22 protein-coding genes and 1 tRNA gene are annotated in these 26907 nt (G+C 72.8%); 12 read left to right on the plus strand and 11 right to left on the minus strand.

What is annotated here, in order from left to right; translation table 11 throughout:
• Nucleotides 1–125 precede the first annotated feature (125 nt).
• The 6 genes from thrB to argS form a co-directional block, all read right to left on the minus strand.
• On the minus strand, nucleotides 126–1079 hold the full coding sequence (gene thrB / locus ACIPJY_RS03595; protein WP_400460861.1) for a homoserine kinase: 954 nt from the start codon (nucleotides 1077–1079) through the stop codon (nucleotides 126–128).
• Between the two features lie 35 nt (nucleotides 1080–1114).
• Nucleotides 1115–2194, minus strand: coding sequence for a threonine synthase (gene thrC, locus ACIPJY_RS03600; RefSeq protein ID WP_400459349.1), 1080 nt, complete (start codon nucleotides 2192–2194; stop codon nucleotides 1115–1117).
• Nucleotides 2195–2248: 54 nt separating this feature from the next.
• The gene (locus tag ACIPJY_RS03605; RefSeq protein ID WP_400459347.1) at nucleotides 2249–3556 is read right to left on the minus strand and encodes a homoserine dehydrogenase; all 1308 of its coding nucleotides are present in this window, start codon (nucleotides 3554–3556) and stop codon (nucleotides 2249–2251) included.
• 29 nt (nucleotides 3557–3585) lie between these two features.
• Nucleotides 3586–5013, minus strand: coding sequence for a diaminopimelate decarboxylase (gene lysA / locus ACIPJY_RS03610; RefSeq protein WP_400459345.1), 1428 nt, complete (start codon nucleotides 5011–5013; stop codon nucleotides 3586–3588).
• A gap of 62 nt (nucleotides 5014–5075) precedes the next feature.
• A complete protein-coding gene (locus ACIPJY_RS03615) occupies nucleotides 5076–5837 on the minus strand; it encodes a hypothetical protein (RefSeq protein ID WP_400459343.1) in 762 nt (253 codons plus the stop codon).
• Between the two features lie 264 nt (nucleotides 5838–6101).
• Nucleotides 6102–7766 carry an arginine--tRNA ligase gene (gene argS / locus ACIPJY_RS03620; protein WP_400459341.1) on the minus strand — a complete coding sequence of 555 codons (1665 nt, stop codon included), beginning with the start codon at nucleotides 7764–7766 and terminating at the stop codon, nucleotides 6102–6104.
• A gap of 70 nt (nucleotides 7767–7836) precedes the next feature.
• Between argS and ACIPJY_RS03625 the strand changes: the two genes are divergently transcribed.
• Nucleotides 7837–8493, plus strand: a complete 657-nt coding sequence (locus tag ACIPJY_RS03625) for a hypothetical protein (protein ID WP_400459340.1) — start codon at nucleotides 7837–7839, stop codon at nucleotides 8491–8493.
• 17 nt (nucleotides 8494–8510) lie between these two features.
• On the opposite strand, the gene ACIPJY_RS03630 is transcribed toward ACIPJY_RS03625, so the two are convergent.
• A complete protein-coding gene (locus tag ACIPJY_RS03630) occupies nucleotides 8511–9233 on the minus strand; it encodes a gamma-glutamyl-gamma-aminobutyrate hydrolase family protein (RefSeq protein ID WP_400459337.1) in 723 nt (240 codons plus the stop codon).
• A gap of 87 nt (nucleotides 9234–9320) precedes the next feature.
• Between ACIPJY_RS03630 and ACIPJY_RS03635 the strand changes: the two genes are divergently transcribed.
• The 4 genes from ACIPJY_RS03635 to ACIPJY_RS03650 all read left to right on the plus strand — a co-directional run bounded on the left by ACIPJY_RS03635 (nucleotide 9321) and on the right by ACIPJY_RS03650 (nucleotide 15863).
• A tRNA-Arg gene (locus ACIPJY_RS03635) sits at nucleotides 9321–9392 on the plus strand.
• A gap of 27 nt (nucleotides 9393–9419) precedes the next feature.
• Nucleotides 9420–10454: a Gfo/Idh/MocA family protein gene (locus ACIPJY_RS03640; protein ID WP_400459336.1), complete on the plus strand. Its 1035-nt coding sequence runs from the start codon at nucleotides 9420–9422 to the stop codon at nucleotides 10452–10454.
• A 43-nt stretch (nucleotides 10455–10497) separates the two neighbouring features.
• Nucleotides 10498–14538: a Pls/PosA family non-ribosomal peptide synthetase gene (locus tag ACIPJY_RS03645; protein WP_400459335.1), complete on the plus strand. Its 4041-nt coding sequence runs from the start codon at nucleotides 10498–10500 to the stop codon at nucleotides 14536–14538.
• An 8-nt stretch (nucleotides 14539–14546) separates the two neighbouring features.
• A complete protein-coding gene (locus ACIPJY_RS03650) occupies nucleotides 14547–15863 on the plus strand; it encodes a M1 family metallopeptidase (protein ID WP_400459333.1) in 1317 nt (438 codons plus the stop codon).
• Here the strand turns inward: ACIPJY_RS03650 and ACIPJY_RS03655 are convergent.
• Complete coding sequence (locus ACIPJY_RS03655; RefSeq protein WP_400459331.1) at nucleotides 15860–16432, minus strand: 4'-phosphopantetheinyl transferase family protein; 573 nt, start codon at nucleotides 16430–16432, stop codon at nucleotides 15860–15862. The two genes, ACIPJY_RS03650 and ACIPJY_RS03655, sit on opposite strands and share 4 nt — an antisense overlap.
• Nucleotides 16433–16542: 110 nt before the next feature.
• A complete protein-coding gene (locus tag ACIPJY_RS03660; protein ID WP_123653622.1) occupies nucleotides 16543–16734 on the minus strand; it encodes a hypothetical protein in 192 nt (63 codons plus the stop codon).
• Between the two features lie 226 nt (nucleotides 16735–16960).
• Here ACIPJY_RS03660 and ACIPJY_RS03665 point away from each other — a divergent pair, with 226 nt between their 5' ends.
• The 5 genes from ACIPJY_RS03665 (at nucleotide 16961) to ACIPJY_RS03685 (ending at nucleotide 22423) form a co-directional block, all read left to right on the plus strand.
• The gene (locus ACIPJY_RS03665) at nucleotides 16961–18940 is read left to right on the plus strand and encodes a TPM domain-containing protein (protein WP_400459329.1); all 1980 of its coding nucleotides are present in this window, start codon (nucleotides 16961–16963) and stop codon (nucleotides 18938–18940) included.
• A gap of 83 nt (nucleotides 18941–19023) precedes the next feature.
• Complete coding sequence (locus ACIPJY_RS03670; RefSeq protein WP_400459326.1) at nucleotides 19024–19749, plus strand: PspA/IM30 family protein; 726 nt, start codon at nucleotides 19024–19026, stop codon at nucleotides 19747–19749.
• A 54-nt stretch (nucleotides 19750–19803) separates the two neighbouring features.
• Nucleotides 19804–20625, plus strand: coding sequence for an arginase family protein (locus ACIPJY_RS03675; protein ID WP_400459323.1), 822 nt, complete (start codon nucleotides 19804–19806; stop codon nucleotides 20623–20625).
• A 34-nt stretch (nucleotides 20626–20659) separates the two neighbouring features.
• Complete coding sequence (locus tag ACIPJY_RS03680; RefSeq protein ID WP_400459320.1) at nucleotides 20660–22063, plus strand: dihydrolipoyl dehydrogenase family protein; 1404 nt, start codon at nucleotides 20660–20662, stop codon at nucleotides 22061–22063.
• Nucleotides 22064–22066: 3 nt separating this feature from the next.
• Nucleotides 22067–22423, plus strand: a complete 357-nt coding sequence (locus ACIPJY_RS03685) for a Fe-S oxidoreductase (protein WP_400459318.1) — start codon at nucleotides 22067–22069, stop codon at nucleotides 22421–22423.
• A 117-nt stretch (nucleotides 22424–22540) separates the two neighbouring features.
• On the opposite strand, the gene ACIPJY_RS03690 is transcribed toward ACIPJY_RS03685, so the two are convergent.
• Entirely contained in the window at nucleotides 22541–23344 is an 804-nt protein-coding gene (locus tag ACIPJY_RS03690) for an ABC transporter ATP-binding protein (protein ID WP_400459315.1), read from the minus strand.
• A 5-nt stretch (nucleotides 23345–23349) separates the two neighbouring features.
• The gene (locus ACIPJY_RS03695; protein WP_400459312.1) at nucleotides 23350–24264 is read right to left on the minus strand and encodes a siderophore-interacting protein; all 915 of its coding nucleotides are present in this window, start codon (nucleotides 24262–24264) and stop codon (nucleotides 23350–23352) included.
• Between the two features lie 47 nt (nucleotides 24265–24311).
• On the opposite strand from ACIPJY_RS03695, the gene ACIPJY_RS03700 reads away from it, so the two are divergent.
• Entirely contained in the window at nucleotides 24312–25253 is a 942-nt protein-coding gene (locus ACIPJY_RS03700) for an alpha/beta fold hydrolase (protein WP_400459309.1), read from the plus strand.
• Nucleotides 25254–25313: 60 nt separating this feature from the next.
• Nucleotides 25314–26825 (plus strand): ABC transporter substrate-binding protein, encoded by a 1512-nt coding sequence (locus ACIPJY_RS03705; protein ID WP_400459306.1) that lies wholly within the window; start codon nucleotides 25314–25316, stop codon nucleotides 26823–26825.
• Nucleotides 26826–26907: the final 82 nt, after the last annotated feature.

Raw genomic sequence — 26907 nt, forward strand, 5'->3', positions numbered from 1 at the left:
TGGGCCGACACTGTTGCGTGGCCGCCGTTCAGACGACGGACCGGGAAGCGGTGATCTGAGGGAGATCACACCTGCGAACCGTGGAACACGTGCTGGCTGTCGTTCGTGATGGGCACGAAGCCTCGCTACGGGTTGCCTCCGTGGTTCACCGGGTGCGGATTCACTGTAGCACCACCGAGATCGACGGCGAGCATGAGCGGACGCCAGCTCGATTCGGCGTGTCGCTCGACCAGATCGGCGGCCGTCAGGCGCTGTGCCGGGTCCGATCCGAGCACGAGCAGGCTCGGCCCGGCGCCGGACACCACCGCGGCGAGCCCGTGCTGCCGGAGCAGGCGGATCAGCGCGTCCGTCTCGGGCATGGCACTCGCTCGGTACGTCTGGTGCAGCCGGTCCTCGGTCGCGGCGAGCAGGAGCTCCGGACTCTGGATGAGCGCGGCGACGAGGAGCGCCGACCGGGAGACGTTGAACGCGGCGTCGGCGTGCGGGACGCTCTCGGGCTGCAGGGAGCGCGCGAGCTTCGTGGACAGGGTGGAGGTCGGCACGAAGACCACCGGCGCGACACCGCGGTGCACCAGGAGCCGCTTGTACGCGGGCCCGTCCGCGGTCATCCAGGCGATGGTGAGCCCACCGAAGAGCGCCGGGGCGACGTTGTCGGGGTGTCCCTCCATCTCGGTGGCGAGGGTGAGGAGCGTCGAGGCGTCGAGGTCGACGATGCCCTCGAGCAGGCCCCGTGCGGCCATCAGCCCGGCGACGATCGCCGCGGCGGACGACCCCATGCCGCGGCCGTGCGGGATCGCGTTCACCGCGGACAGCTCGAGACCGGGCTGCTCGACCCCGGCGTGCTCCAGCCCGCGGCGAACGGCACGGACGACGAGGTTCGTGTCGTCGGTCGCGACCTCACCGGCGCCGATGCCCTCGACCGTGACGGTCGCGCCGGGCTCGGGCCGGACACGGACCTCGACCTCGTCGTAGAGGGAGAGCGCGAGCCCCAGCGAGTCGAACCCGGGACCGAGGTTCGCGGACGTCGCCGGGACACGCACACGGACCGCCCGTCCGGCCGGTACAGCGATGCGGGCGATCGTGCCCTCCTCCGGTCCGGACGAGCGGTCGGGGCTCACTGCGCGCCGGCCAGTCCGAGCACGTCCGCGACCGCGGCGGTGTCGACGGGGACGCTCGTCGGCGTGACGTCACTGCCGTCCTCGGTGCGGAGCGCCCACTGCGGGTCCTTGAGGCCGTGGCCGGTCACCGTGATGACGACCTTCGCGCCCTTCGGGATCTCCCCGGCGTCGGCACGCTCGAGGAGCCCGGCGACACCGATCGCGGAGGCCGGCTCCACGAAGACGCCGACCTCGGCGGACAGGATGCGGTGTGCGGCGAGGATGCCGGCGTCGGTGATCGCACCGAAGTAGCCGTCGGTCTCCTCGCGCGCCTCGAGGGCGAACTTCCACGATGCCGGGTTGCCGATGCGGATCGCCGATGCGACGGTCTCCGGGTGCTGGACGACGGCGCCGTTCACGATCGGGGCGGAGCCGGCGGCCTGGAAGCCGAACATCCGCGGGAGCTTCGAGGAACGACCGGCGGCGACGTCCTCGCGGTAGCCGCGGGAGTACGCCGTGTAGTTACCGGCGTTGCCGACGGGCAGGAAGTGGAAGTCCGGGGCGTCACCGAGGACGTCGACGACCTCGAACGCGGCCGTCTTCTGGCCCTCGATGCGGTCGTTGTTGACCGAGTTGACCAGGTGCACCGGGTAGTTCGCGGCGAGGTCCCGTGCGATGTCCAGGCAGTCGTCGAAGTTGCCCTGCACCTGGAGCAGCTGGGCGTCGTGGGCGACGGCCTGGCTGAGCTTCCCCATCGCGATCTTGCCCTCGGGGACCAGGACCGCAGCCGTGATGCCGGCGTGCGTGGCGTACGCGGCGGCCGAGGCGCTCGTGTTGCCGGTCGAGGCGCAGATGACCGCCTTCGCACCGTGCTCGACGGCCTTCGAGATCGCCATCGTCATGCCGCGGTCTTTGAAGGAGCCCGTGGGGTTCATGCCCTCGAACTTCACCCAGACCTCGGCGCCGGTGCGCTCGGAGAGACGCCGTGCCGGGATGAGCGGCGTGCCGCCCTCCCCCAGGGTGATCACGGGTGTCGCCTCGGTCACGTCGAGTCGGTCGGCGTACTCGCGCAGGACGCCCTGCCACTGGTGGGCCATCGGGGTTCTCTCTCTGTCGGTGCTGCTGGTGGGACTGGTGGGTCTGGCGGCCGGTCAGGCGCCGACGACGCGGAGGACGCTCGCCACGTCGGTGACGGTCGTCTCGCCGCGGAGTGCGACGACGGTGTCGGCGAGGTCCGATTCGCGGGCCTCGTGCGTGCCGATCACCAGGGTGGCGGTGCCGCCGTCGCCGTGCGCGCTGGACTGCTCGACGGTCTCGACGCTGACGCCGTGCTTCGCCAGGACGCCCGCGACCGTGGACAGCACGCCGGGGGCGTCCGTCACGTGCAGGGTGATCTGGTAGCTCGTGCGGACGGTGCCGATCGGGAAGACGGGCAGGTCCGACTGGGTGGACTCGGCGATGCCGGGCCCACCGATCACGTGACGACGGGCGGCGGAGACCAGGTCACCGAGGACCGCGGAGGCCGTCTCGACGCCGCCGGCTCCGGCGCCGTAGAACATCAGGTCGCCGGCGGCCTCTGCCTCGACGAAGACGGCGTTCTTCGCACCGTGCACGCTGGCGAGCGGGTGCGACTCGGGGACGAGGGCCGGGTACACGCGGGCGCTCACGCCCTCGCGGCCGTTCTCGTCGGTGAGGCGCTCGCACGTCGCCAGGATCTTCACGACGTAGCCGGCCTTGCGTGCGGCACGGACCTGCTCGATGGTGACCGAGGTGATGCCCTCCCGGTGCACGGCGGCGAGCGGGACCGAGGTGTGGAACGCGATCGAGGCCAGGATCGCGGCCTTCTGCGCGGCGTCGTAGCCCTCGATGTCGGCGGTCGGGTCGGCCTCGGCGTACCCGAGCTCCGTCGCCGTGGCCAGGGCGTCCTGGAAGGTGGCGCCTTCGCGGTCCATCAGGTCGAGGATGAAGTTCGTGGTGCCGTTCACGATGCCCATGATCCGCACGATGCGGTCACCGGCGAGGGAGTCGTGCAGCGGCCGGATGATCGGGATCGCCCCGGCGACGGCGGCCTCGTAGTAGAGCTGTGCGCCGACCTGCTCGGCCGCGGCGAAGAGCTCGGGCCCGTGCGTCGCGAGGAGCGCCTTGTTGCCGGTGACGACGTCGGCGCCGGACTGCAGGGCCTGCAGCACCAGGGTGCGTGCCGGCTCGATGCCGCCGATGAGCTCGACGACGATGTCCGCGCCGAGGATCAGCGACTCCGCGTCCGTCGTGAACAGCTCGCGCGGCAGGTCGACGTCACGCTGCGCATCGACGTCGCGGACGGCGATCCCGACGAGTTCGAGGCCGGCGCCGGCGCGCGAGGCCAGCTCGTCGCCGTGTTCGAGCAGGAGTCGCGCGACCTGCGAGCCGACCGAGCCGGCTCCGAGCAGCGCGACGCGGACGTTGCGGTATTCGATCATGTGGTGCGTGTCTCCGGGATCTCGGGGGCTCACCGCGCGGCACCGGCAGCGGCCACGGGCGACACCCCGCTGTCGCGGGCGAGGAGGTCGTCGACCGTCTCACCACGGACGAGGATACGTGCTCGGCCGTCGGCGACCGCGACGACCGGCGGGCGACCGACGTGGTTGTAGTTGCTCGCGAGGCTCCAGCAGTAGGCACCGGTGGCGGCGACGGCGAGGAGGTCCCCGCGGTGCACGTCCCCGGGCAGGTACTCGTCGTGGACCACGATGTCGCCGCTCTCGCAGTGCTTCCCGACGACCCGGGTCAGGACCGCCGGTGCGTCGGAGGTGCGGGCGAGACGGGCGGTGTACTCGGCGCCGTACAGGGCCGGGCGGGCGTTGTCGCTCATCCCGCCGTCGACCGAGACGTACGTGCGGGTGGCGGTGGCGTCGTCGCCGTCCGGCGTCTCGAGGGCGACCGGCTTGATGGTGCCGACGCGGTAGAGCGTGATGCCGGCCGGACCGACGATGTACCGCCCAGGCTCGACCGCGATCTCCGGTACCGGGATGCCGCGCTCGGCGCAGGCATCGGCGACGATGGTCGCGAGGGCGTCCGCGACGTCCTCGGGTTCGAAGGCGGAGTCCGCCTCGGTGTAGTCGATGCCCCAGCCGCCACCGAGGTTGAGTTCCGGGACCGGTCCGGACTGCACGAGCGTGGCGTGCACGTCCATCAACCGACGGGCGGCTTCGCGGAACCCGGACTCGTCGAAGATCTGCGACCCGATGTGCGAGTGCAGGCCGACGAACGCGAGCGACGGGCGGGACCGGATGGTCTCGGCGGCTGCCACGGCCTCGGTCAGGGGGATGCCGAACTTCTGGTCTTCGCGTGCGGTCGCCAGGTACTCGTGCGTGGACGCGTGCACCCCGCTGTTGATCCGGATGCGGACGCGCTGGACGACGCCGGCGGCCGCTGCGGTGTCGGCGACGCGGTCGATCTCCTCGTGCGAGTCGAGGACGATCGTGCCGACCCCGACCTGCACCGCGCGGGCGATCTCGGCGTCGGACTTGTCGTTGCCGTGGAACCCGAGCCGACCGGGATCGACGCCGCCGGCCAGGGCGACCGCGAGCTCGCCACCGGTGCAGACGTCGACGCGGAGGTCTGCCTCGGCCATCCAGGCCGCGACCTGCGTGGTGAGGAACGCCTTGCCGGCGTAGTAGACGTGCGCGTGCGTGCCGATGCGGCCGAATGCCTCGGTGAAGGCGTTGCGCACCCGGACGGCGCGGGACTGCACGTCGCGCTCGTCGACGACGTACAGCGGCGTGCCGAACTGCGCGACGAGGTCGGACGCGGTGACACCGCCGATCGCGAGCGAACCGTCGTCGGTGCGCGTCGCGGAGGCGGGCCAGATCCGCGCGGTCAGCGCGGAGGCATCCGCCGGGAACCGCAGCCGCGGCGGGGCAAGTGGGTTCTCGCTCACGGGACCCGATCCTACCGAGCCGACACGGGCCTCCAGTCCTTGGTTACGCCCCTGTGGAGAAGTCAGCACGTCCCGGTGGTCTGGAGACCCTGCTCACTGAGGGGCAGCTCGTCGGCGGTGATGCGCACCGTGGCCTTCGCGGCGGTGACGTCGAGCGAGCGGACGCGGAGTGCCTCCGGCAGGAACTGCGCGGTGCAGACCTGCACCGGGGTGTTCGTGACGCCGGGGATGTCGTCGACCTTGAGGTCGAGCGCCGAGTTCGTGATCCGCACCGTCTTCGGGGTGATCGTGATGCCCTTCCCGGCGGTCTGCGCGGCGACGGTGCCGCGGGCCTGGTAGGAGATGTCGTAGCCGAGCACCGCGGTGGTCCCGGAGAGCTCGACGCCGCCGTCCACGAGCGACAGGCGGTCGAACAGCGGGCTGTACTTCGCGAGGTCCTTCACGCTCGTGGCGGCCAGGGTGACCGTGCCGTCCACGTCGTGCACGTTCCCCTTGCCGTCGATCGGGACGTCGTGCGCGGTGACGTCGGCGGCGAGCGGGATGCCGTCGACGGTGATCTTGCGTGACGAGATCGCCACCTCGTCGAGGCTGCCGCCGATGAGCTGCGGGATGATGACGCCCTCGGCGTGGGCGTCCACGGTGCCCGTCGTGCCGTCCGGCAGCGACTGCTCGACCTGCTGCGCGATCATCCGGTCGACGACGCCGCGGAGGACGAACTCGGCGATGACGACGAGCACGGCGAGCAGCACCACGATCCCGATGACGACGATCGCTGCGGTGCGCCCGCGGCGGCGCTTGCGTGGGGCGGCGGGTGCGGTGGACATGCGTCCTACCTTGCCAGCGTCCCCCGGGATGCGGCCTGGAGGCCCGGCGTGCGCCCGGCGCGGCGGCGCGGCGGGCGCGTGGTGCGGTGCGGGCGCCGGCGGCGCCGGCGGTGCCGGCGGTGCCGGCGGGGCGGTGCGGTGTGGCGCCGCACAGCCGAAAGCACTCCGAACCACGGACTTGCGTGGTTCGGAGTGCTTTCGGTTGTGCGAAGCGCGGCTGGCGGCGGCGCGCGGCGCGGCGCGGCGCGCGCGGCGCGCGGCGCGCTACATGCGCTCGGGGGCGCTCACGCCGAGCAGGCCGAGGCCGTTCCGCACGACCTGACCGGTCGCGTCGTTGAGCCACAGACGCGTGCGGTGCAGGTCGGTGACGGTCTCGTCGCCGAGCGGGGTCACCCGGCAGGCGTCGTACCAGCGGTGGTACAGCCCCGCGAGCTGCTCGATGTAGCGCGCGATGCGGTGCGGCTCGCGGAGTTCGGCGGCCTGCCGGACCACCCGCGGGTACTCCGCGAGGGCCCCGAGCAGCGCACCCTCGGTGTCGTGGGTGAGCAGGGACGCGTCGAACGCCGAGCGGTCCACACCCGAGGCCGCGGCGTTGCGCGCGACGGACTGCGTGCGGGCGTGGGCGTACTGGACGTAGAACACCGGGTTGTCGTTGGTGCGCTTGGTGAGCAGGTCGAGGTCGATGTCGATCGCGGTGTCGCTGGCGAACCGGACGAGCGAGTACCGGCCGGCGTCGACACCCACGGCGTCGACGAGGTCCTCCATCGTGACGATCGTGCCCGCGCGCTTCGACATGCGCATCGGCTCGCCGTCCTTGAGCAGGTTGACCATCTGGCCGATCAGGATCTCGAGGTTCTTGCCCGGCTCGTCACCGAACGCGGCGCACATCGCCATCATCCGGCCGACGTAGCCGTGGTGGTCGGCGCCGAGCATGATCAGGTTCCGCTCGAACCCGCGCTCGCGCTTGTCGAGGTAGTACGCCAGGTCGCCGGCGATGTAGGCGGGCTCGCCGTCGGACTTGATCACGACGCGGTCCCGGTCGTCGCCGAAGTCGGTCGTGCGGAGCCACTGCGCTCCCTCGGCCTCGTACATGTGCCCGTTCGACCGGAGGCGCTCGATGGCGCGCTCGACGGCCTTCGACTCGTGCAGCGCGTTCTCGTGGAAGTAGACGTCGAAGTCGACGCCGAACTCGTGCAGCGACTGCTTGATGTCCGCGAACATGAAGTCGACGCCCTCGCGCCGGAACAGTTCCTGCGCCTCGTCGCGGGGCAGGTCGCGCACGTCACCGTCGAAGGTCGACAGCACGCGCGCCGCGATCTCGGCGATGTACGCGCCGCCGTAGCCGTCCTCCGGCGTGGGCTCGCCCAGCGCCGACGCCACGAGCGACCGGGCGAAGCGGTCGATCTGGCTGCCATGGTCGTTGAAGTAGTACTCGCGGGTGACCAGGCCGCCCTGCGCCTGGAACACGCGGGCCAGGCTGTCGCCCACCGCTGCCCAGCGAACACCGCCCATGTGGATCGGCCCGGTCGGGTTCGCGGAGACGAACTCCAGGTCGATGCGGACGCCGTCGTAGAGGTCGCCGTGCCCGAAGGACTCGCCGCCCTCGACGATGGTGCGCGCGATCTCGCCCGCTGCAGCGGCCTCGAGCGTGATGTTGATGAAGCCCGGGCCGGCGACGTCGACCGAGTCCACCCCGTCGAGCTCGGTCAGCTCGCCGGCGATCTCGGTCGCGAGCTCGCGCGGGTTCGTGCCGAGGCGCTTCGCGAGCTGCATGGCGGCGTTCGAGGCCCAGTCGCCGTGCGCCCGGTTCTTCGGGCGTTCGAGGGCGACGTGCGACTCCTCGACGGTCACGGTGTCGGACGCGCCTCGGCGCTCGACGATCCCGGTCAGGATCGACAGGTACGCGGCGGAGAGTTCGGCAGGAGTCACGGCGGACGAGTCTACCGGGCGTGGCGCCGACACCCGTCCCACACTCGGGCGCATGCAGCATCATGGCCGGATGACCTCCCGACGATCGGTCCGGGCGATCAGCGTCGCCGCGCTCGCCGTCCCCGCCGCCCTCGTGCTCGCCGCCTGCTCCGGCGGTGACGCCGACGACACCGCGACCCGGTCCGCGAGCCCGACCCCGAGCGCGTCCGCCACCGCGGCCCCGATCGGCAAGCGCGTCACCCAGACGTGCGCCGAGCTCCTGCCGGACACCGCCTTCGCCGTGTACGGCCAGCAGTTCGAGCTCGACACCTCTGCCGAGCCCGAGAAGGGGTCGGCCGCGGCCCGGATCGCCGAGCAGCGTGGTCGGGTGTGCGTCTTCGACGAGGTCGCGGACAGCTCGGTGACGATCACCGTCGCGGTCGCCGACCTCCCTGAGAAGTCGCTCACGAACCTCAAGGACGCGCTCTACGAACGGGGCGGCTCCGTGCCGACGTACACCGTCGAGGGCTACTTCTCGCTGACCGACGACGTCGGCCGCGCCGATGCCTTCGCGGACCCGTACTGGATCACGACCTCCTCGACGCTGTTCACCGAGCCGGGCTCGGCGCAACCCGTCGTCGACGCGGTCCGGCAGGTGCTCGCGCCGACCTCGACGGGCACCCCGAGCGCGTCGCTGTCACCGTCCGCGACGCCCACTCCGACCCCCACCGCGACACCGGCGGGCTGACGCGGGCGGGTCCGCGATCAGCGCGGGAGCATCGCCACCAGGAGGTCGCGGAGGGCCGTCCCGGTGGCACCGGAGTCCTCCGGGTGCCACTGCACCGCCCACAGCGGAGCGCTGACGTGTTCGACGGCCTCGACGGTGCCGTCCGGCGCGGTCGCGACCACGCGGAGCCCGTCGCCCACCCGTCCGACGGCCTGGTGGTGCGAGGAACGGACCTCGAGTCGCGCCGCTCCGAGCGCCGCTGCGAGGCGACTGTCCGGTTCCAGGAGCACCGGGTGGTCGACCATGCTCGCAGCCGGGTCGCCCGGCCGGACGTGACCGCCCTGGTCGAGGTGCTGCACCAGGTCGCCGCCGAGCGCGACGTTGACGACCTGCATGCCGCGGCAGATGCCGAGCGTCGGCACGGCCCCGGCCAGCGCACGACGGACCGCGGCGATCTGGGCGGCGTCGGCCACCGCGAAGTGCTGACCGCGCCCCTCGTAGTCGTCGTCGCCCTCGTAGTGCGCAGGGGCGACGTCCTCGCCGCCCATCACGAGCACGCCGTTCGCCGCGGACAGCGCCGCGTCGAGACCGTCGACGCCGAGCTGCTCGGCCGCGAAACGACGCGGCTCCCACCCGGCGGCACGCGCGACCTCGATCGCCCGGGAGGTCAACGCGGTGAGCGCGTCGTGGAACGCGGGGTCCGCACGGTCGGCGTCGCTGACGTCGACGACGGCGAGGACGGGACGGGGCTCCGGCTGCATGGAACGATCCTGGCGCATCGGCCACGCCCGGCGGAACGGGTGGTCCTGGAGGTCTGCCGGGACCTGCTACGGTTGTTCCCACCCCGGGCCCCCATAGCTCAGGGGATAGAGCACTGCCCTCCGGAGGCAGGGGCGGAGGTTCGAATCCTCCTGGGGGCACAGACGAATCCTCGGTAGCGTCGAGGCATGACGATGACGTTCCCGTTGCCTTCGACCGTTCCGCTGCGCGGGGGTCCGACCCTCGGGTGGGGCGTGATCGGCCCCGGCGCGATCGCGAACGACTTCACGACCACGCTGCACGCCAACTCCGACCAGCGCGTCGTGGCGGTCGGCTCCCGCTCCCCCGGACGCGCCGCCGCCTTCGCCGCGCGGCACGGGGTCGCCACCGCGCACGGCTCGTACGAGGCCCTCGTCGCCGACCCCGCCGTGGACGTCGTCTACGTCGCCTCACCGCACCCGCAGCACCTCGACCACGCGCTCCTCGCGATCGCCGCCGGCAAGCACGTGCTCGTCGAGAAGCCGATGACCACGTCCGAGGCCGACACCCGGCGCCTGGCCACCGCCGCCCGCGACGCCGGCGTCCTCGCCATGGAGGCGATGTGGACCCGGTACCTGCCGGGCACCACCGTGATCGCACAGCTCCTCGCCGACGGCGGACTCGGCGACGTCCGTCTGGCGACGGTCGACGTCGGCTGGCCGCACGACCCCGACCCAGAGGACCGCATGTTCGATCCGGCGCAGGGTGGCGGCGCCCTGCTCGACGCCGGTGTGTACGCGCACTGGTTCGCGCGGTTCGCCACCGGCGCCCCGGTGACCAGCAGCACGACGGGAGTGGTCTCGGACGGTGGGGTGGACCTCCAGTCCGTCACCGTGTCGACGGCCACCGGCGGCGCGCAGTCCGTCGCGACCACGACGATCACCGCGTGGACGCCGGGCCTGGCGACGATCGCCGGCAGCCGCGCGACGGTGCGCTACACGGACCACTTCGTGTTCCCGGCCTCGTTCGCGCTGCACCACGGTGCGGACGCGGACCGCTGGTCGGAGCCGAGCGGGCTCCGCGGACGGCAGGGCCTGGTGTGGCAGGCGGTGGCGTTGGCCGCCTACGTCGCAGAAGGCCGCACGGAGTCGCCGCTGCACGGACTGGACGACTCGATCGGGCTCGCGGCGTCGCTGGACGCGGCGCGGGCGGCTGTTTCCGAACAGGACACCTCGGCCCCCTAGGATCCGGGCCGGTCGACCCGCACACGACCGGGAAGAGGACTCGATGACGCTCGCCACCGGGAGCCCGCAGACCGAACTGGCCCGCGGCGCGCTCGTCCCGCCTGCCCGCACGCTGCTCGACGTGCTGCGGACGACCGCGAGCGACCACCCGACGGCGCTCGCGCTCGAGGACCCCGACGGCGCGATCGACTACCGGACGCTCGTGCGGCTCGTGCAGGAGCGGGCCGACGACCTCGCCCGGCGGGGCGTGCGGCGTGGCGACCGCGTGGGCATCCGGATCCCCTCCGGCGGCCGGGACCTGTACCTGTCGATCCTGGCGGTCCTGGCCGCGGGCGCGGCGTACGTGCCCGTCGACGCGGACGACCCGGAGGAGCGGGCGACCCTCGTGTTCGGGGAGGCCGGGGTGGTCGGCGTGATCGGCGCGGGCGGCGTCCTGCGCCGACACGGCACGGCGGCGGGCACGGCGGACGCGGCGGGCGGCACGGCGCCGGACGCGGCGGCGGCGGACGCGACAGCGCCGGACGCGGCGGACGCGACGGCGCCGGACGCGGCGGACGGCACGGCTGCGCCGGTCGTCGACCCCGCGGCGAGCGCCGACGCACCGAGCACGACCGACGACGCGTGGGTCATCTTCACGTCCGGTTCGACGGGCGTCCCCAAGGGCGTCGCGGTCACGCACCGGTCCGCGGCGGCGTTCGTCGACGCCGAGGCCCGGATGTTCCTGCAGCGGGCGCCGATCGGCCCCGGTGACCGTGTGCTCGCCGGGCTGAGCGTGGCGTTCGACGCGTCTTGCGAGGAGATGTGGCTCGCGTGGGGCCACGGTGCCTGCCTGGTGCCGGCTCCGCGCTCCCTGGTGCGGACGGGTGTGGACCTCGGCCCGTGGCTGATCGTGCACGGCATCACGGTGGTGTCGACGGTCCCGACGCTGGCGGCGCTCTGGCCGGACGACGCCCTGGAGCAGGTCCGCCTGGTGATCTTCGGCGGCGAGGCCTGCCCGCCCGAGCTCGCGGCCCGGATCGCGAGCCGGGACCGCGAGGTGTGGAACACCTACGGGCCGACGGAGGCGACGGTGGTGGCGTGCGGTTCCCTGATGGACGGCAGCGTGCCGATCCGGATCGGGCTGCCCCTGGACGGCTGGGACCTCGCGGTGGTCGACGGCGCGGGTGCGCGGGTCGCGCCGGGCGAGGTCGGCGAGCTCGTCATCGGCGGGGTGGGCCTCGGGCGGTACCTCGACCCGGCGAAGGACGCGGAGAAGTACGCGCCGTTCCCGGAGCTCGGGTGGGAGCGGGCGTACCGGAGCGGTGACCTGGTGCGGTACGACCCGGAGGGGCTGGTGTTCCAGGGCCGGGCGGACGACCAGGTGAAGCTCGGCGGGCGTCGGATCGAGCTCGGGGAGATCGACGCGGCGTTGCAGGCGCTCGACGACGTCGCTGGCGGTGCTGCCGTGGTGCAGCGGACCCCGGCGGGCAACCAGGTGCTCGTCGGGTACGTCGCGCCGGTGGCCGGTGCGGTGGTCGACACCGCGGCGGCGAACGCCCGGCTGCGCGAGGAGCTGCCGGCGGCGCTGGTGCCGCTCCTGGTCGTGGTGGACACCCTGCCGACGCGGACGTCGGGCAAGGTCGACCGGGCGGCGCTCCCGTGGCCGCTGACCGGCGACGCGGGTGCCGGTGGTGCGGCTGCTGGTCTGCCGCCGACGGTCGCCTGGGTGGCCGAGCGGTGGGCCGCGATCCTCGGGATCCCGGTGACGAGCGTCGACGACGACTTCTTCGCGCACGGCGGCGGGTCGCTGACGGCGGCGCAGCTGGTCTCGGCGATCCGCGAGCGGTACCCGACGACCACGGTCGCGGACGTCTACGACCACCCGAGGATCGGGGCGCTGGCGGACGCGTTGGACGCCTCGGGCCCGGTGGCGGCCGCGCGCCGTGACGTCCGTCCGACGCCGCCGGCGACGGGGTTCGTGCTGACGCTCCTCGGGCTGCCGGTGCAGGTGCTCCGCGGGCTCCGGGTCCTGACGTGGACGGCGGTCGTCGCCGCGGTGCTGCACACGACGACCCTGCCGTTCCTGCCCGTGCTGCCGTGGCCGGTCCTGGTCGCCGCGGTGCTCGTGTTCGTGACCCCGGTGGGCAAGATGGCGGTGACGGTCGCACTCGCCCGCCTGGTGCTGCTCGGGGTCCGGCCGGGCGAGCACCCGCGTGGCGGCTCGGTGCACGTGCGGGTGTGGCTGGCCGAGCGGATCGCCGAGGCCGTCGATGGCCCATCCACCGCCGGGGCCCCGTGGATCAGCTACTACGCCAGGGCGCTCGGTGCGCGGATCGGGCGGGACGTCGACCTGCACACGCTGCCACCGGTCACCGGGATGCTGACGATCGGCAAGCGTGCGTCGATCGAACCCGAGGTGGACCTCGCCGGGCACTGGGTGGACGGCGACGTGTTCCGGCTCGGGCACGTCACCGTCGGGTCCGACGCCGTGGTGCACAGTCGGACGACGCTCATGCCGAGTGCAGTGGTCGGCGCGGGCGCCGAGATCGAGGCGGGTTCCGCCGTCCAGGGCCGGGTGCCCGACGGCGAACGCTGGGCGGGGTCGCCTGCGGAGCGCGTCGGGTCGGCACGGCACGGACGGGAGGCCCGCCCCGCCTCCCGTCGACGGTGGCTCGTCGCGTACGGGGCCGCGTCGGTCGCGGTGGCCGGGTTGCCGGTCGTCGGGGTGGCGGTCGGGTTGCTCGTCGTCGCCGCGCTGGTCGGGCGGGCGGCGACCCTCGGCGGCGCGGTCCTGCACGCGCTCGCGCTCGTCCCGCTCGCGACGGTCGTCGCCGGGGTGGTCTACGCGGGGCTCGTCGTCGCGGCGGTCCGGCTGCTCGGGATCGGGCTGCACGAGGGACGCCACCCGGTGCGTTCCCGGATCGGCTGGCAGGCGTGGTGCACGGAGCGGGTCCTCGACGCCGCGCGCACGCTGCTGTTCCCGCTCTACGCGAGCCTCGTCACGCCGGTGTGGCTCCGGCTGCTCGGCGCGCGGGTGGGGCGGAACACGGAGATCTCCACGGTGCTGCTCCTGCCGTCGCTGACGCAGATCGCGTCGGGGGCGTTCCTCGCGGACGACACGATGGTCGCCACGTACGAGCTCGGTGGCGGGCGCATCACGATCGGCCGGTCGAAGGTGGGCCGCCGGGCGTTCCTCGGCAACAGCGGGATGACCGGCGCCGGGCGGAGCGTCCCGCGTGAGGCGCTCGTGGCCGTGCTGTCCGCCGTCCCGAAGAAGGCCAAGCGGGGCTCGTCGTGGCTGGGCTCTCCCCCGGTGCGGCTCCGCCGGGCGGCGACGTCCTTCGACGAGGAGCGCACGTTCCGTCCGCCGCGGCGGCTCCGTGTGGCACGGGGCTGCTGGGAGGTCCTGCGGGTCGTCGCGCCGATGGTGTCCGGCGCGATCGCGCTCGGGGTCGGTGGGGTGCTCCTGGCGCTGTGGTCCGCGGTCGGCATCGGCTGGACGGTGCTCCTCGCCGCGGTGGTCCTGATCGCGGCCGGTGCGGTGGCCGCGGCGGTGTCGACGATCGCGAAGTGGCTGTTCGTCGGCCGGATCAGCGCGCGCGAGCACCCGCTGTGGTCCTCGTTCGTCTGGCGGAACGAGGTGCAGGACACGTTCGTGGAGACCGTCGCCCGGCCGTGGTTCGCGGAGCAGGCCACCGGGACGCCGGCCCTCGCGGCCTGGCTGCGGACCCTGGGGGCGACGATCGGCCGCGGGGTCTGGTGCGAGACGTACTGGCTGCCGGAGGCGGACCTGGTGTCCATCGGGGACGGCGCGACGATCGCCAGGGGCACGGTGGTGCAGACGCACCTGTTCCACGACCGGGTGATGCAGCTCGACGAGGTCCGGGTCGACGCCGGCGGCACCCTCGGACCGCACAGCGTGATCCTGCCGGCAGCCGGGATCGGTCCCGGTGCGACGATCGCGCCCGCGTCGCTCGTGATGCGTGGCGAGCAGGTACCAGGGGGGACCTCGTGGGCCGGCAACCCGATCTCGCCGTGGGAGAGCGCACCCCGGACAGCGGACACCTCGTCGGCGGGCCCCGTCGCCGGCGTCGTGGCAGACTGACCGGCACCGTGAAGCCGACGAACGCAGCCGCCGACCCGTACACCCCGCACAGCGGCGACCGACGCTGGAGCGCCACGCACTACGACCTCCGACTCGACTACCGGGTCGCCACGAACCGCCTCGACGGCACCGCGACGATCACCGCGACCGCGCTGGACCCGCTCGACCGCGTCGTCGTCGACCTGCACGGCATGTCCGTGGACCGGGTCGACGTCGACGGGCACCGGGCGAAGAAGGTGTCGACCGCGGTGCACAAGCTCACCGTCACCCCGGCCGAGCCGATCGACGCCGGCGCGGAGTTCACGCTGCACGTCCGGTACCGCGGTACGCCCCACCCGCTGCGCAGCCCGTGGGGGCAGATCGGCTGGGAGGAACTGACGGACGGCGTCATCGTCGCCGCGCAGCCGACCGGTGCGCCGTCGTGGTTCCCCTGCAACGACCGCCCGGACGACAAGGCCACCTACCGCTTCGAGATCACCTGCGAGTCCGGGTACGACGTCCTGGCGAACGGGGAGCTCCTCGGTGACGAGCGCGCCGGCCGGGGCACCCGCTGGACCTACGCCACGACCGACCCGATGGCGACGTACCTGGCGACGGTGCAGATCGGCCGCTACCGGACGCACGCGCTCCGTGGTGCCCCGGTCCCGGTGACGATCCACCACCCGGCCGACCTCGGCGCCGCGGTGAAGACCGACTTCGGCCAGGTGCCGGAGATGATCGCGCTCTACGCCGACCGGTTCGGCCCGTACCCGTTCCCCACGTACGGCGTCGTGGTCACCGACGACGAGCTCGAGATCCCGCTCGAGGCGCACGGCCTCGCCGTGTTCGGCCGGAACCACGTCGACGGGGAGCACGGCACCGACCGGCTGATCGCCCACGAGCTCGCCCACCAGTGGTTCGGCAACTCGGTGACGCTCGGCCGCTGGCGCGACATCTGGCTGCACGAGGGGTTCGCCTGCTACGCCGAGTGGCTGTGGTCCGAGCACCGCGGCGGCGACAGCGCGGACGTCCTGGCCGAACAGCACCGCGACGGACTCCTCGGAGCGCCGGCGGACCTGGTGGTCGGGGACCCCGGCGCGAAGGACATGTTCGACGACCGGGTCTACAAGCGCGGCGCCCTCGCGTTGCACGCCCTGCGCCGGACGATCGGCGACGCCGCGTTCTTCGACGGACTCCGCACCATCACCGAACGACACCGCCACGGCACGGTCGAGCCCGCCGACGTGGTCGCCGCGTTCGCCACCACGTCGGGCCGGACGGCGGCGACGATCGGCGCGGTCATCCGTCCCTGGATCGACGAGACCGGCGTCCCGGAACTCCCCTAGCGCCGGTCCTCGACGTCGACCGGAACGCCGTCGGCGGCCACCGCGAGCACGAGGTCGTCGTCGAGTCGTCGCACCAGGACGCGGTGTGCGACGCCGTCCAGGAACGCCGTTCCCGCGTCGAGGTCCACGTCGACGGTCGCCGGGTCGACGCGGAGCCCGCGGCCGTCGCGCTTCAGCACGGCCTCCGTGGCCGACCAGCAGGCAGTGAGGGCGAGTGGGTCGTCCCCGTACCGGACACGTTCCCCCGGGGAGGACGCGTCGAGCGGCGCGGCGGACACCCGGCGCACCCGCTCGACGTCGACGCCGATCGGGTGCGGTCCGACCGCGAGTGCCAGCGCACCATCGGTGCGGGACAGGCTGACGCCGACCGTGACGCCGTCGGCCGCGGCCCACGGCCGCCCGTGGTCGGTGCCGCCGCAGTGCGGGCAGCGACGGCCCGTGGCCGTGACCGCGGGGTCCGCTCCGGTGACCTCCGCGACGAACGCGAGCAGGGCCTCCCGGTCGGCCTGTCGGGTCGCGCCCGGCGCGCACACGCGCACCGACACGGCCTGGAGGCTCGACTCACCCACGCAGGCACCCTACTGTCGCCGAGACGCCCCGTACGCGACGAGACACCGCCGGTTCCGGCGGTGTCTCGTGTGGTGAGCGGCGTCTCGTGCTCAGGCGCGGAGCGCCGTGCTCATGCGTGCGTCAGTGCGATCAGTGCCACGTTCATCGTCGAGTACAGGCCCTCGGACCGGGTCGCCTGACGGACGCGGCCCCGCAGGACCTCGTAGCGGCCGTTGTGCTCGCGCACGAAGCCGATCACGCCGCTGGCGGGTGTGGACACCCGGTGGAAGCCGTCCTCGAGTGGGACGACCTCCGTGTTCATCGTTCGCTCCATTGCTGACCCCTTTCGTCGTCGAAACGGTCTCCTGCGGATACTACCCCGATCGGGGGACAGGATCCGTCCCCCGGTGAACTCGCTCCACAGGTGCTGGACGTACCGGGCCAACGGATGCGGTCCCTGGATAGACTCCGGGCGACGGCGCTCTCCCGCGGCGCTCCGGGCTTCCCGGGGGCGCGTGGTGGTGCGCTGCCGGACGGACGGAGAACGGATGCGAACGGTCCAGGGTGGATCGCACACCAGGCGGTCTGACACGGGCAGGGGGACGTCCGGACGATGGGGCGCCCGGCTCGCAGCAGCGGTGATCGCCGCGCTCCTGGTGCTCGCTCCGGCGACGGCGGCGCGGGCGACCGCACCCGTGCAGCTCGACGGCGCCTACGTCCTCGACGACGCCGACGCCCTGAGCGCCGCGCAGCAGACGGCGGTCGAGCGGGCCGTCCGGGACCTCGCCGACAAGACCGACACGCAGCTCTACGTCGTCTACGTGCCGGAGTTCACGGACCCGAGCGACCACGCCGCGTGGGGTGACGAGACGATGTCGCTCAACCAGATCGACTCGAACGGCATCCTGCTCTCCATCGCCACGGACGCCAGGACGTACGACGTCCAGCAGACCAACGAGACCGCGATCACCTCGTCGGACGTGCAGAACGCGGTCAACGACGACCTCGTGCCCAAGCTGCGCGACAGTGACTGGGCCGGCGCCGCCACCGCGTTCGCGAGTGGGCTCTCCGCATCGCAGGACCCGCCGAACCTGACGTGGCTGTGGATCCTGCTGCTCGTCGTCGTGATCGCGGTCGTCGTGATCGTCCTCGTGGTGCGCACCCGGAACAAGCGCAGGACCGCCGCCGCGACGAAGGCGCAGGAAGCCTCCCTCGCCGAGCTCGAACGCACCGCCGGCGGCGCCCTGGTCACCATCGACGACGAACTCCGCACCGCCGAACAAGAAGTCGGGTTCGCCACCGCGCAGTTCGGCGCCGACGCCGCGAAGCCCTTCGCCGACGCGGTGGCCACCGCCAAGCGCGACGTGCGGAAGGCCTTCACCTTCCAGCAGCAGCTCGACGACGAGATCCCGGACTCGCCGCAGCAGCGGGCCGACTGGTCGAACCAGATCATCGCGATCTGCGAGCAGGCACACGCCGCGATCACCGAGCAGACCGAGTCCTTCGACCAGCTGCGCGCGCTCGAGGACGGGGTCGAGGCCGCCGCGGTCACCCTGGCCGAGGCCGTGCGGGCGGCACCGCCGAGCGTCGAGCAGGCAGCGGCCGCGCTCGACCGCGTCCGTGGGTCGTACACCGGCCGGACGCTCGCGACGGTCGCCGACAGCGTGGACCAGGCACGAGAGGTCCTGGCGTACGCGACGGAGCGCTCGGCCGCCGCGGACGCCGCGATCGCGAACGGTGACAAGGGCGAAGCGGTCGTCGCCGTCCGGGACGCCCAGCACGCGCTCGCCCAGGTCCAGCAGCTCACCGGCTCCGCCATCGGCGCCGCCGGCACCTTCCAAGAGGCCTCCGCCCGCGTCGACGCCATGCGCCTCGACATCGAGGGCGACGTCGCGGCGGCGCGGTCGCTGCGCACCGGCGGCCCGGACCTCGCCGCAGCGGTCACCACCGCCGAGACGGTCCTCCGTGAACGACTCGACCCGAAGGACCCGATCGCCGCGGTCGACGCCCTCACGAAGGCGAACACCGCGATCGATGCCGCACTCGCGACGGCCCGCACCGCCGACGAGCAGAACCAGCGCGCGCTGCAGGCCCTCGACGCCGCACTCCGCGACGCCCGCACCCGCATCAGCCAGGCCCGTGAGTTCATCTCGATGCGTCGCGGCGGCGTCGGACCGACGGCTCGCACCCGCCTGTCCGAGGCCGAGCGCGCCCTGGACGACGCCGTGCAGCTCGCCACCACCGACCCCCAGCGTGCCCTGCAGGCAGCGCGTGCCGCCGAGCAGTACGCGGCGGCCGCGATGGACGAGGCCGGCAACGACATGGGCGGGTGGCCCGGCTCCGGCGGCGGCGGGAACGGCGCACAGCTCGGCGGACTCGTGACCGGCATCGTCCTCGGCGGTTTGCTCGGCGGACGCGGCGGCAGCTTCGGCGGCGGCTCGTTCGGTGGCGGCGGCTTCGGTGGCGGCGGCGGGGGCTTCGGCGGAGGCGGCGGAGGCGGCGGCTTCTCGGGCGGTGGTCGCTTCTGACCCGGCACCGCTGAGCCCCGACCCCGCACCCGACACGCTGACTCACAGACCCGACGGACAACCACCCCAGAAAGGGAACCGCAATGGCAAAGCAGACGATCTTCGGTCGCATCTCCTCGCTCGTCCGGGCGAACCTCAACCAGATCATCGACGACGCCGAGGACCCGCAGAAGATGCTGGACCAGCTCGTGCGTGACTACACGAACAACATCGCGGACGCCAAGAGCGCCATCGCGCAGACCATCGGCAACCTCCGACTCCTCGAGCAGGACAACGAGGAAGACGTCCGGGCGGCGCAGGAGTGGGGCCAGAAGGCCGCGAACGCGTCGACCGCAGCGGACAAGTACCGCGCCGAGGGCAAGGCCGCCGACGCCGACAAGTTCGACAACCTCGCGAAGATCGCGATCGGCAAGCAGATCGCCGCCGAACAAGAGGTCAAGGACAACGCGACGCCGCTCGCCACTCAGAACGAGCAGGTCGAGAAGCTCAAGTCGGGCCTCGCCGGCATGGAGCAGAAGCTCGAGGAGCTGAAGTCCAAGCGCAACACGCTCGTCGCGCGCGCGAAGACGGCGGAGGCGCAGTCGAAGGTCAACGACGCCATCGGCAGCATCGACATCACCGACCCGACGAGCGACCTCGCGCGCTTCGAGGAGAAGGTCCGCCGCGAAGAGGCGAAGGTCATCGGCCAGCAGGAACTGCAGTCGTCGAGCCTCGACGCCCAGTTCGAGTCGCTCGAGGACGTCGGACGCGACGCCGAGGTCGAGGCCCGGCTCGCCGCGCTGAAGTCCGGCGGTTCCTCGACGCTCTGATCCCCGACCCGTCGCGCACGGACGACGCCGGGCCCGGCCTGACAGGATGAGCACATGCAGTTCCTCGTCGTCGGTCAGTGGCAGGGTTCGGCGTCGTCGCGCGCGATGCGCCTCGGCGACGGCGCCGCCGCGATAGCAGCCGACCTCCCCCGCTCCGCCACCACCGTCGTCGACGTCCCGACCGGCGCCGGCGACCGACTCGAGACGGCGGTCGCGCGGTACACGTCCGTGCTCCAGGTCGCCGAGCGCGTCGCGCAGGAAGTGTCCATCGCCGCCGAACCGGTCCTGGTCATCGGCGGGGACGGTGCGAGTGCGCTCGGCGGGAGCGTCGCGCTCGAGCCCGGTACGGCCTTCGTGCGCATAGCCGGGTCGAGCGGCTACCGCCCCCTGAACCGTGCCCAGCCGATCGCCGCCGAGACGGCCGCCCTGCGGATCCTGGTCGACCGTCCGTCCGAGCTCTTCCCGGGGCTGCCGACGCTGCCCGCGTCGTCCGTCGTGCTCGCCGGCACCCGTGGTGTCGAGGACTCGGAGACGAACGCCGTCGACCGGGCCGGCATCCGGCACCTCGACGTCGACGCCGCCACGCCCGACGCGATCGCCGCCGCGGTCGACGCCACCGGCGCCGATTCGGTGTACGTGCACGTCGACCTCGACGTCCTGGACCCGTCCGAGGTGGACGGGCTCCTGGAACCCGTGCCGTTCGGCCTCGACGGTGCCGCGCTCGTCGAGCGCATCCAGGCCGCCACCCGCGGCAGACGGCTCGTCGGCGCCGCGTTGACCGGGTTCGCCCCGGTCGATCCGGACCGCGCGGTCGACGACATGGGCGTGATCCTCCGCGCCGTCGGGGCACTCACCGCCGCCGCCCGGGTCTCCTGACGCCCTCCATGCCGGTCCGCGTACGCTCGGCTGCATGACGGACTACGACCTCATCGTGATCGGCGCCGGTGCTGTCGGCGAGAACGTGGCGGACTACGCCCACAAGCGCGGCCTCTCGGTCGCCATCGTCGAAGCGGAACTCGTCGGGGGTGAGTGTTCCTACTGGGCGTGCATGCCCTCGAAGGCGCTGCTCCGGAGCGGGCACGCCCTCGCCGCGGCGAAGCGGCTCGACGGGGCGAAGCAGGCGGTCACCGGAGAACTCGACGCAGCGGCCGTCCTCGCACGCCGCACGTCGTTCACGAGCGACTGGAAGGACGACTCACAGGTCTCGTGGCTCGAGTCCGCCGGCATCGACCTGATCCGCGGGCACGCCAGGATCACCGGTCCGAAGACGATCGAGGTCGACGGGACGACGCACACCGCGCGTGCCGCCGTGGCCGTCGTGACCGGTTCGCTGCACACGCTCCCCGACGTGCCCGGCCTCGCGGAGGCGACGCCGTGGGGCACCCGAGAGGCCACGAGCGCGCAGTCGGTCCCCGAGAGCCTCCTGGTCATCGGCGGCGGGGTCTCCGGGTCCGAGCTCGCGACCGCGTGGGCGTCGCTCGGCGCGAAGGTCACCCTGGTCGCGCGCCACGGACTGCTCGGCGGGATGGAACCCTTCGCGGGCGAACTCGTCGCGGACGCGATGCGCGAGTCCGGCATCGACGTCCGCACCGGCGTCAACCCCACACGCGTCGACCGCGACGAGCACGGACTCGTGACGACGACCCTCGACGACGGCACGACGGTGATCACGAGCGAGGTCCTCGCCGCGACCGGCCGTTCCCCGCACACCCGCGACCTCGGCCTCGAATCGGTCGGGCTCACCGCCGGGGACTGGCTCGACGTCGACGACACGATGCTCGTCACCGGCACCGACTGGCTGTACGCCGTCGGCGACGTCAACCACCGCGTCCTCCTGACCCACCAGGGCAAGTACCAGGCCCGAGCCGCCGGCGAGGCCATCGCCGCCCGGTTCCAGGGCACGCCACTGCACACCGAGCCGTGGGGCGCGCACGTCGCGACCGCCGACCACGCAGCGGCACCACAGGTCACCTTCACCGACCCCGAGGTCGCCAGCGTCGGCCTGACCGAGGCGAAGGCACGCCAGCAGGGACTGAACGTCCGGGTCGTCGAGTACGACCTCGGCGCCATCGCCGGCTCTGCCCTGCAGGCGGACGGCTACACCGGGCGCGCGAACATGGTCGTCGACGAGGACCGCAGCGTCGTCGTCGGCATGACCTTCGTCGGCCAGGACGTCGCCGAGATGCTGCAGGCCGCGACGATCGCCGTCGTGGGCGAGGTCCCGATCGACCGCCTCTGGCACGCCGTCCCCGCCTACCCCACCATGAACGAGATCTGGCTGCGCCTGCTCGAGACCTACGGCCGCCCGGAGTAACGGGTGCGGAACCCGCTGCTCGACTCCCCCGTGTCGCGGGTCGGATGGGCGTTCGCGACCCTCGTCGGGTTGGCGATCGGGTTGCCGCTCTCGACCGGTCCGGTCCGGGTGGTCGACGGGCTGATCGTCTGCTCGGGCCTGCCGCGGTGGGTGTTCCGCCGCGGTGGGACCTGCGTGGGGTCGGTGTACCTGACGCGGGACAACGACGGCGAGCGGGTGCTCCGGCACGAGCGGGTGCACGTCGCGCAGTGGCGGCGGTACGGCATGCTCATGCCGCTGCTGTACGCGTTCGCCGGGCGTGATCCCCTGCACAACCGGTTCGAGATCGAGGCGGGCCTGGAGGACGGCAACTACCGCTGACCCATCCCGTTCCCTCCTCTGAGATCGCACTTCGTGTTCGTTGTCCGACCCAGGACCCGACGCGAAGTGCGATCTCACGGGGGGGGGGGGGGGACGGACGCGCGGGCACGGGACGGATCAGCGCGCGCGGCGCGGGACCACGAGGGGCGTGCCCGTCTCGGGGTCGGGGACGACCACGCACGGCAGGCCGAACACGTCCTCGACGAGGTCGGCCGTCACCACCGACGCCGGCGGCCCGGACGCCACGATCGACCCGCTGCGCATCGCGATGACGTGGGTCGCGTACCGCGCCGCCTGGTTCAGGTCGTGCAGCACCGCCACCACCGTCCGGCCGGCAGCGTGCAGCGTCGCGGCGAGCTCGAGCACGTCGTACTGGTGCGCGATGTCCAGGAAGGTCGTGGGCTCGTCGAGGAGCACGATGTCGGTCTCCTGCGCGAGGACCATCGCGATCCACACGCGCTGCCGCTGCCCACCCGAGAGCTCGTCGACGCCGCGGTCGGCGAGGGCGAGCGTGTCGGTCTGCGTCAGGGCGAGCTGCACGGCGGCCCGGTCGGACCCGGAGGTCGGGTGCAGCAGGTCCTGGTGCGGGAACCGCCCGCGCGACACGAGGTCCCGCACGGTGATGCCGTCCGGGGCGATCGGCGTCTGCGGCAGCATCGCCACACGGCGCGCGACGGCCTTCGGTCGGTAGGTCGACATCGGCGCCCCGTCGAGGTACACCGTGCCCGCGCTCGGCTTGAGCGTCCGCGCGAGGGACTTCAGCAGCGTCGACTTGCCGCACGCGTTCGGCCCGACGATGACGGTCAGCTCACCGTCCGGGATGTCCACGTCGAGCCCGTCGACGACCACACGGTCGTCGTAGGCGAGCGTCAGGCCACGCGCACCGAGTGCCGTGGTCGGGGCCGCGACGCCAGCGACCACCGAGCTCAATTCTCGGCCTTGCCGTGCCGCCAGTAGCCCATGAACGCGACCTGCTTCCGGTCGAGTCCGACCCCGCGCACGAGGTGCCGGCGGAGCTCCTTGATGCACCCGGCCTCGCCCGCGATCCAGGCGTACAGCTGCGAGTCGGTCACGGGCGGGATCTCCCAGAGGACCTGCTCGTCCACGTCGACGTCGACCAGTTCGTCCGAGGACGAACAGGGAGCGGCCCCCGACACGGCCGTGGACGCCCACGCGTGCACCTGGTCCGTCATCCGGACCCCGTGCGACGCGCCGTTCCGCGCGATCCAACGCACCTCCACCCCGGCCGGGGCGGTGACGGGCAGCCGGTCGGCGTCGGTCGGGACCTCGATGAAGACGTGCCCGACGGTGGCGACGTCGAGCGACTCGAGGATCGCGCAGATGGCCGGCGCGGCGGTCTCGTCGCCCGCCAGCAGGATCCGGTTCGCGGCGCCCGGTGCGAACTCGGCACCGCCGGCCGGCAGCTCGGCGGGCGAGGACGGCACGGCGGGTCCGACGATGCGCAGTTCGTCCCCGACCGCGCAGGAGGAGACCCAGCGCGACGCGGGGCCGGTGTCGCCGTGGGCGACGAAGTCGATGTCGAGCTCGCGGGCGTCCGGGCGGAAGGAGCGCACGGTGTAGGTGCGGAGCGGGTTCCGGGTCGCGTCCGGCAGCTCGCGCCACGCCGTGTACCAGTCCGACCCGTCGGGCAGGTCGGTGAAGCCGTGCCCGGGGATCGGCAGCACGATCTTGATCCGCTGGTCGAGGCCGACCGCCGAGAAGGACCCGAGCTCGTCGCCCGTCAGCGTCACCCGGACGAAGTTCGGGGTGAGGGACGTGACGGCTGCCACACGGACGGAGAAGACACGGAACCGGGCTGCCACGAAGATCGAGTATGGCATGCCTTACCTAAGGACGGAAGGACGGTACCGGGTGCGAGACTGGCCCGGTGTCCGATGCCGACGACGAATTCCGTGACCTGGCCGACCTCGCCCGCGCGAGCGGCGTGACGGAGCCGCTCCGAGCCTCCAGGCAGGAGATCCGGACCACGCTGGGCGGTGACATCTCCGCGATCCGCTGGCAGGATCCAGCGGACCCCGGCCAGGAGGCCCGGGTCACCTACCTGCACGGGCTCGGCATCGACGCCCACAGCTTCGACGCGACGGCCATGGCCGTCGGGCAGCCGGCGGTCGCCCTCGACCTGCCCGGCCACGGCCGGTCCGGCTGGCGCGACGACGCCGACTACGCGGCGTCGGCGACCGCACCGGCGGTGCTCGCCGCGCTCGACGCCCTCGCGGTCCCACCGGGGGTGCTCGTCGGGCACTCGCTCGGCGCGATCCTCGCGGCGCGGATCGCGGCGACGGCACCGGAGCGGGTGACGGGCCTGGTGCTCGTCGACATGTCGCCGGACTTCGCGCAGCGGGCCGTCGACCGGATCGCCCGGGCGCTGGAGACCGAGGAGCCGTTCGCGTCCCTGGACGAGGTCGTCGACCGCGCGATCGAGGCCCGCGTCGGGGACGACCGCGCCGTGCTGCTGCGGGAGGCCCGGCACACCACGCGGCTCGGCGACGACGGGAAGCTCGTCCGTCGCCACCACTTCCCGCACCTGCCCGCCGGCCGGACCTCGTCCGTCGGGCGGTTCGCGGACGCCTGGCCGGACCTCGAGGCACTCGACGTCCCGGTCCTGCTCGTCCGCGGCGACCGGGGCTACGTCTCCCCCAGGCTCGTCACGACCTTCGCCGAGCGGCTGCCGCACGCCGAGATCGTCACGGTCGAGGCCCGTCACGCGGTGCAGACCCAGGCGCCCCTCGAGCTCGCCGCCGCGATCCGGGAATGGGCCGCTCGTAACGGTTTGTTGCACGGGATCGAACAAACCCCCGCGCGCCGGTAGATTCTTCCGAGCGCGCGCGACGACCGTCGCTCCACGTGCGCCGGAAGGAACCCACGACCCATGAGCTTCTCCCTCTCCCGCCGCAGCCGGACCGCGATGGTCGCGGCCGCGATGGCACTCGTCACCGGCGTCACGCTCGCCGGCTGCTCGGGGTCCTCGGACACCACGACCGGTGGCGACGACGCCACCGCGCGGGTCGGCCTGGTCCTCGAGCCGACGAGCCTCGACATCCGCACGCAGTCGGGCGCAGCGCTCGACCAGGTGCTCATCGACAACGTCTACCAGGGCCTGGTCGGACGGACCTCGACCGGCGACATCCGGAACGTCCTCGCCTCCTCGCACGACGTGTCGAGCGACGGCCTGACGTACACGTTCACGCTCCGGAAGGGCACCACCTTCCAGGACGGCAAGCCGGTCACGGCCGCCGACGTCGTGTGGTCGCTCGAGCAGGTCAAGTCGAACGCGTCCTACGTCGACTCCGCCCGCCTGGCCGGGGTCACCTCGATCGCGTCGCCGTCGGCCGACACCGTCGTGCTGAAGCTCGCGAAGCCGGACTCCGACCTGCTCTGGAACCTCACCGGGCGCTCCGGGCTGGTGCTCGAGCAGGCCGCGAAGAACGACCTCTCCGACACCGCGAACGGCACCGGGCCGTACGAGGTCGCCTCGTGGAAGCAGGGCGACTCCCTGACCTTCACGCGGAACGCCGACTACTGGGGCACGAAGGCGAAGGTCGCGAAGATCGTCTTCCGCTACATCACGCAGCCCTCGACCGCCGTGAACGCGATGGCGAACGGCGACCTCGACGTGCAGACCGCCGTCGACGGCACCCTGAAGAGCCAGCTGCAGGGCAACGCGGACATCGCGCTGCACACCGGCAAGACGACGGACAAGTACACGCTGGCGTTCAACGACGCGAAGGCGCCCTTCACGGACAAGCGCGTCCGCCAGGCCATCCGCCAGGCGATCGACGCGAAGGCGCTCATCAAGGCCATCGGCGGCACCGGCGTCGAGCAGGGCGGCCCGATCCCGGCGCTCGACCCCGGCTACCAGGACCTGACCGACATCGACGCGTACGACCCGGCGAACGCGAAGAAGCTGCTCGCCGCCGCCGGCACGCCGAAGCTGAACCTGACGCTCACGTACGCGAACGTCTACCCGACGACCATCGGCGACGTCCTCAAGTCGCAGCTCGCCGAGGTCGGCATCACGCTGACGGTCAAGCGCGTCGACTTCGCCACGTGGCTGTCGCAGGTGTTCGAGAAGAAGGACTTCGACCTGTCGATGGTGAACCACGTCGAGGCGCGTGACTTCGGCAACTGGGCGAACCCGGACTACTACTTCGGGTACGACAACCCCGAGGTGCAGGCCCTCTACGCGGACTCCGTCGCGACGACGTCGACCGAGACGAAGACCGAGGACCTGCGGAAGGCCGCGAAGATCGTCAGCGAGGACGCGGCCGGCGAGTGGCTCTACACCGCGACGTCGATCACCGCGGTCCGCAAGGGCGTGACGGGCTTCCCGTACGACGGTGGGAACTCGCGCCTGGACCTGTCGAAGCTGGCGATCCAGTAGCCGGGGCCGGACACAACTACGATCGACTCGTGACCCGGTTCCTCGCCCCTGGGGCAGTGCGACTGCCTGCCGTTGCGGCGAC

The organism is Curtobacterium sp. NPDC090223 (assembly GCF_044746585.1).
GTDB lineage: Bacteria > Actinomycetota > Actinomycetes > Actinomycetales > Microbacteriaceae > Curtobacterium.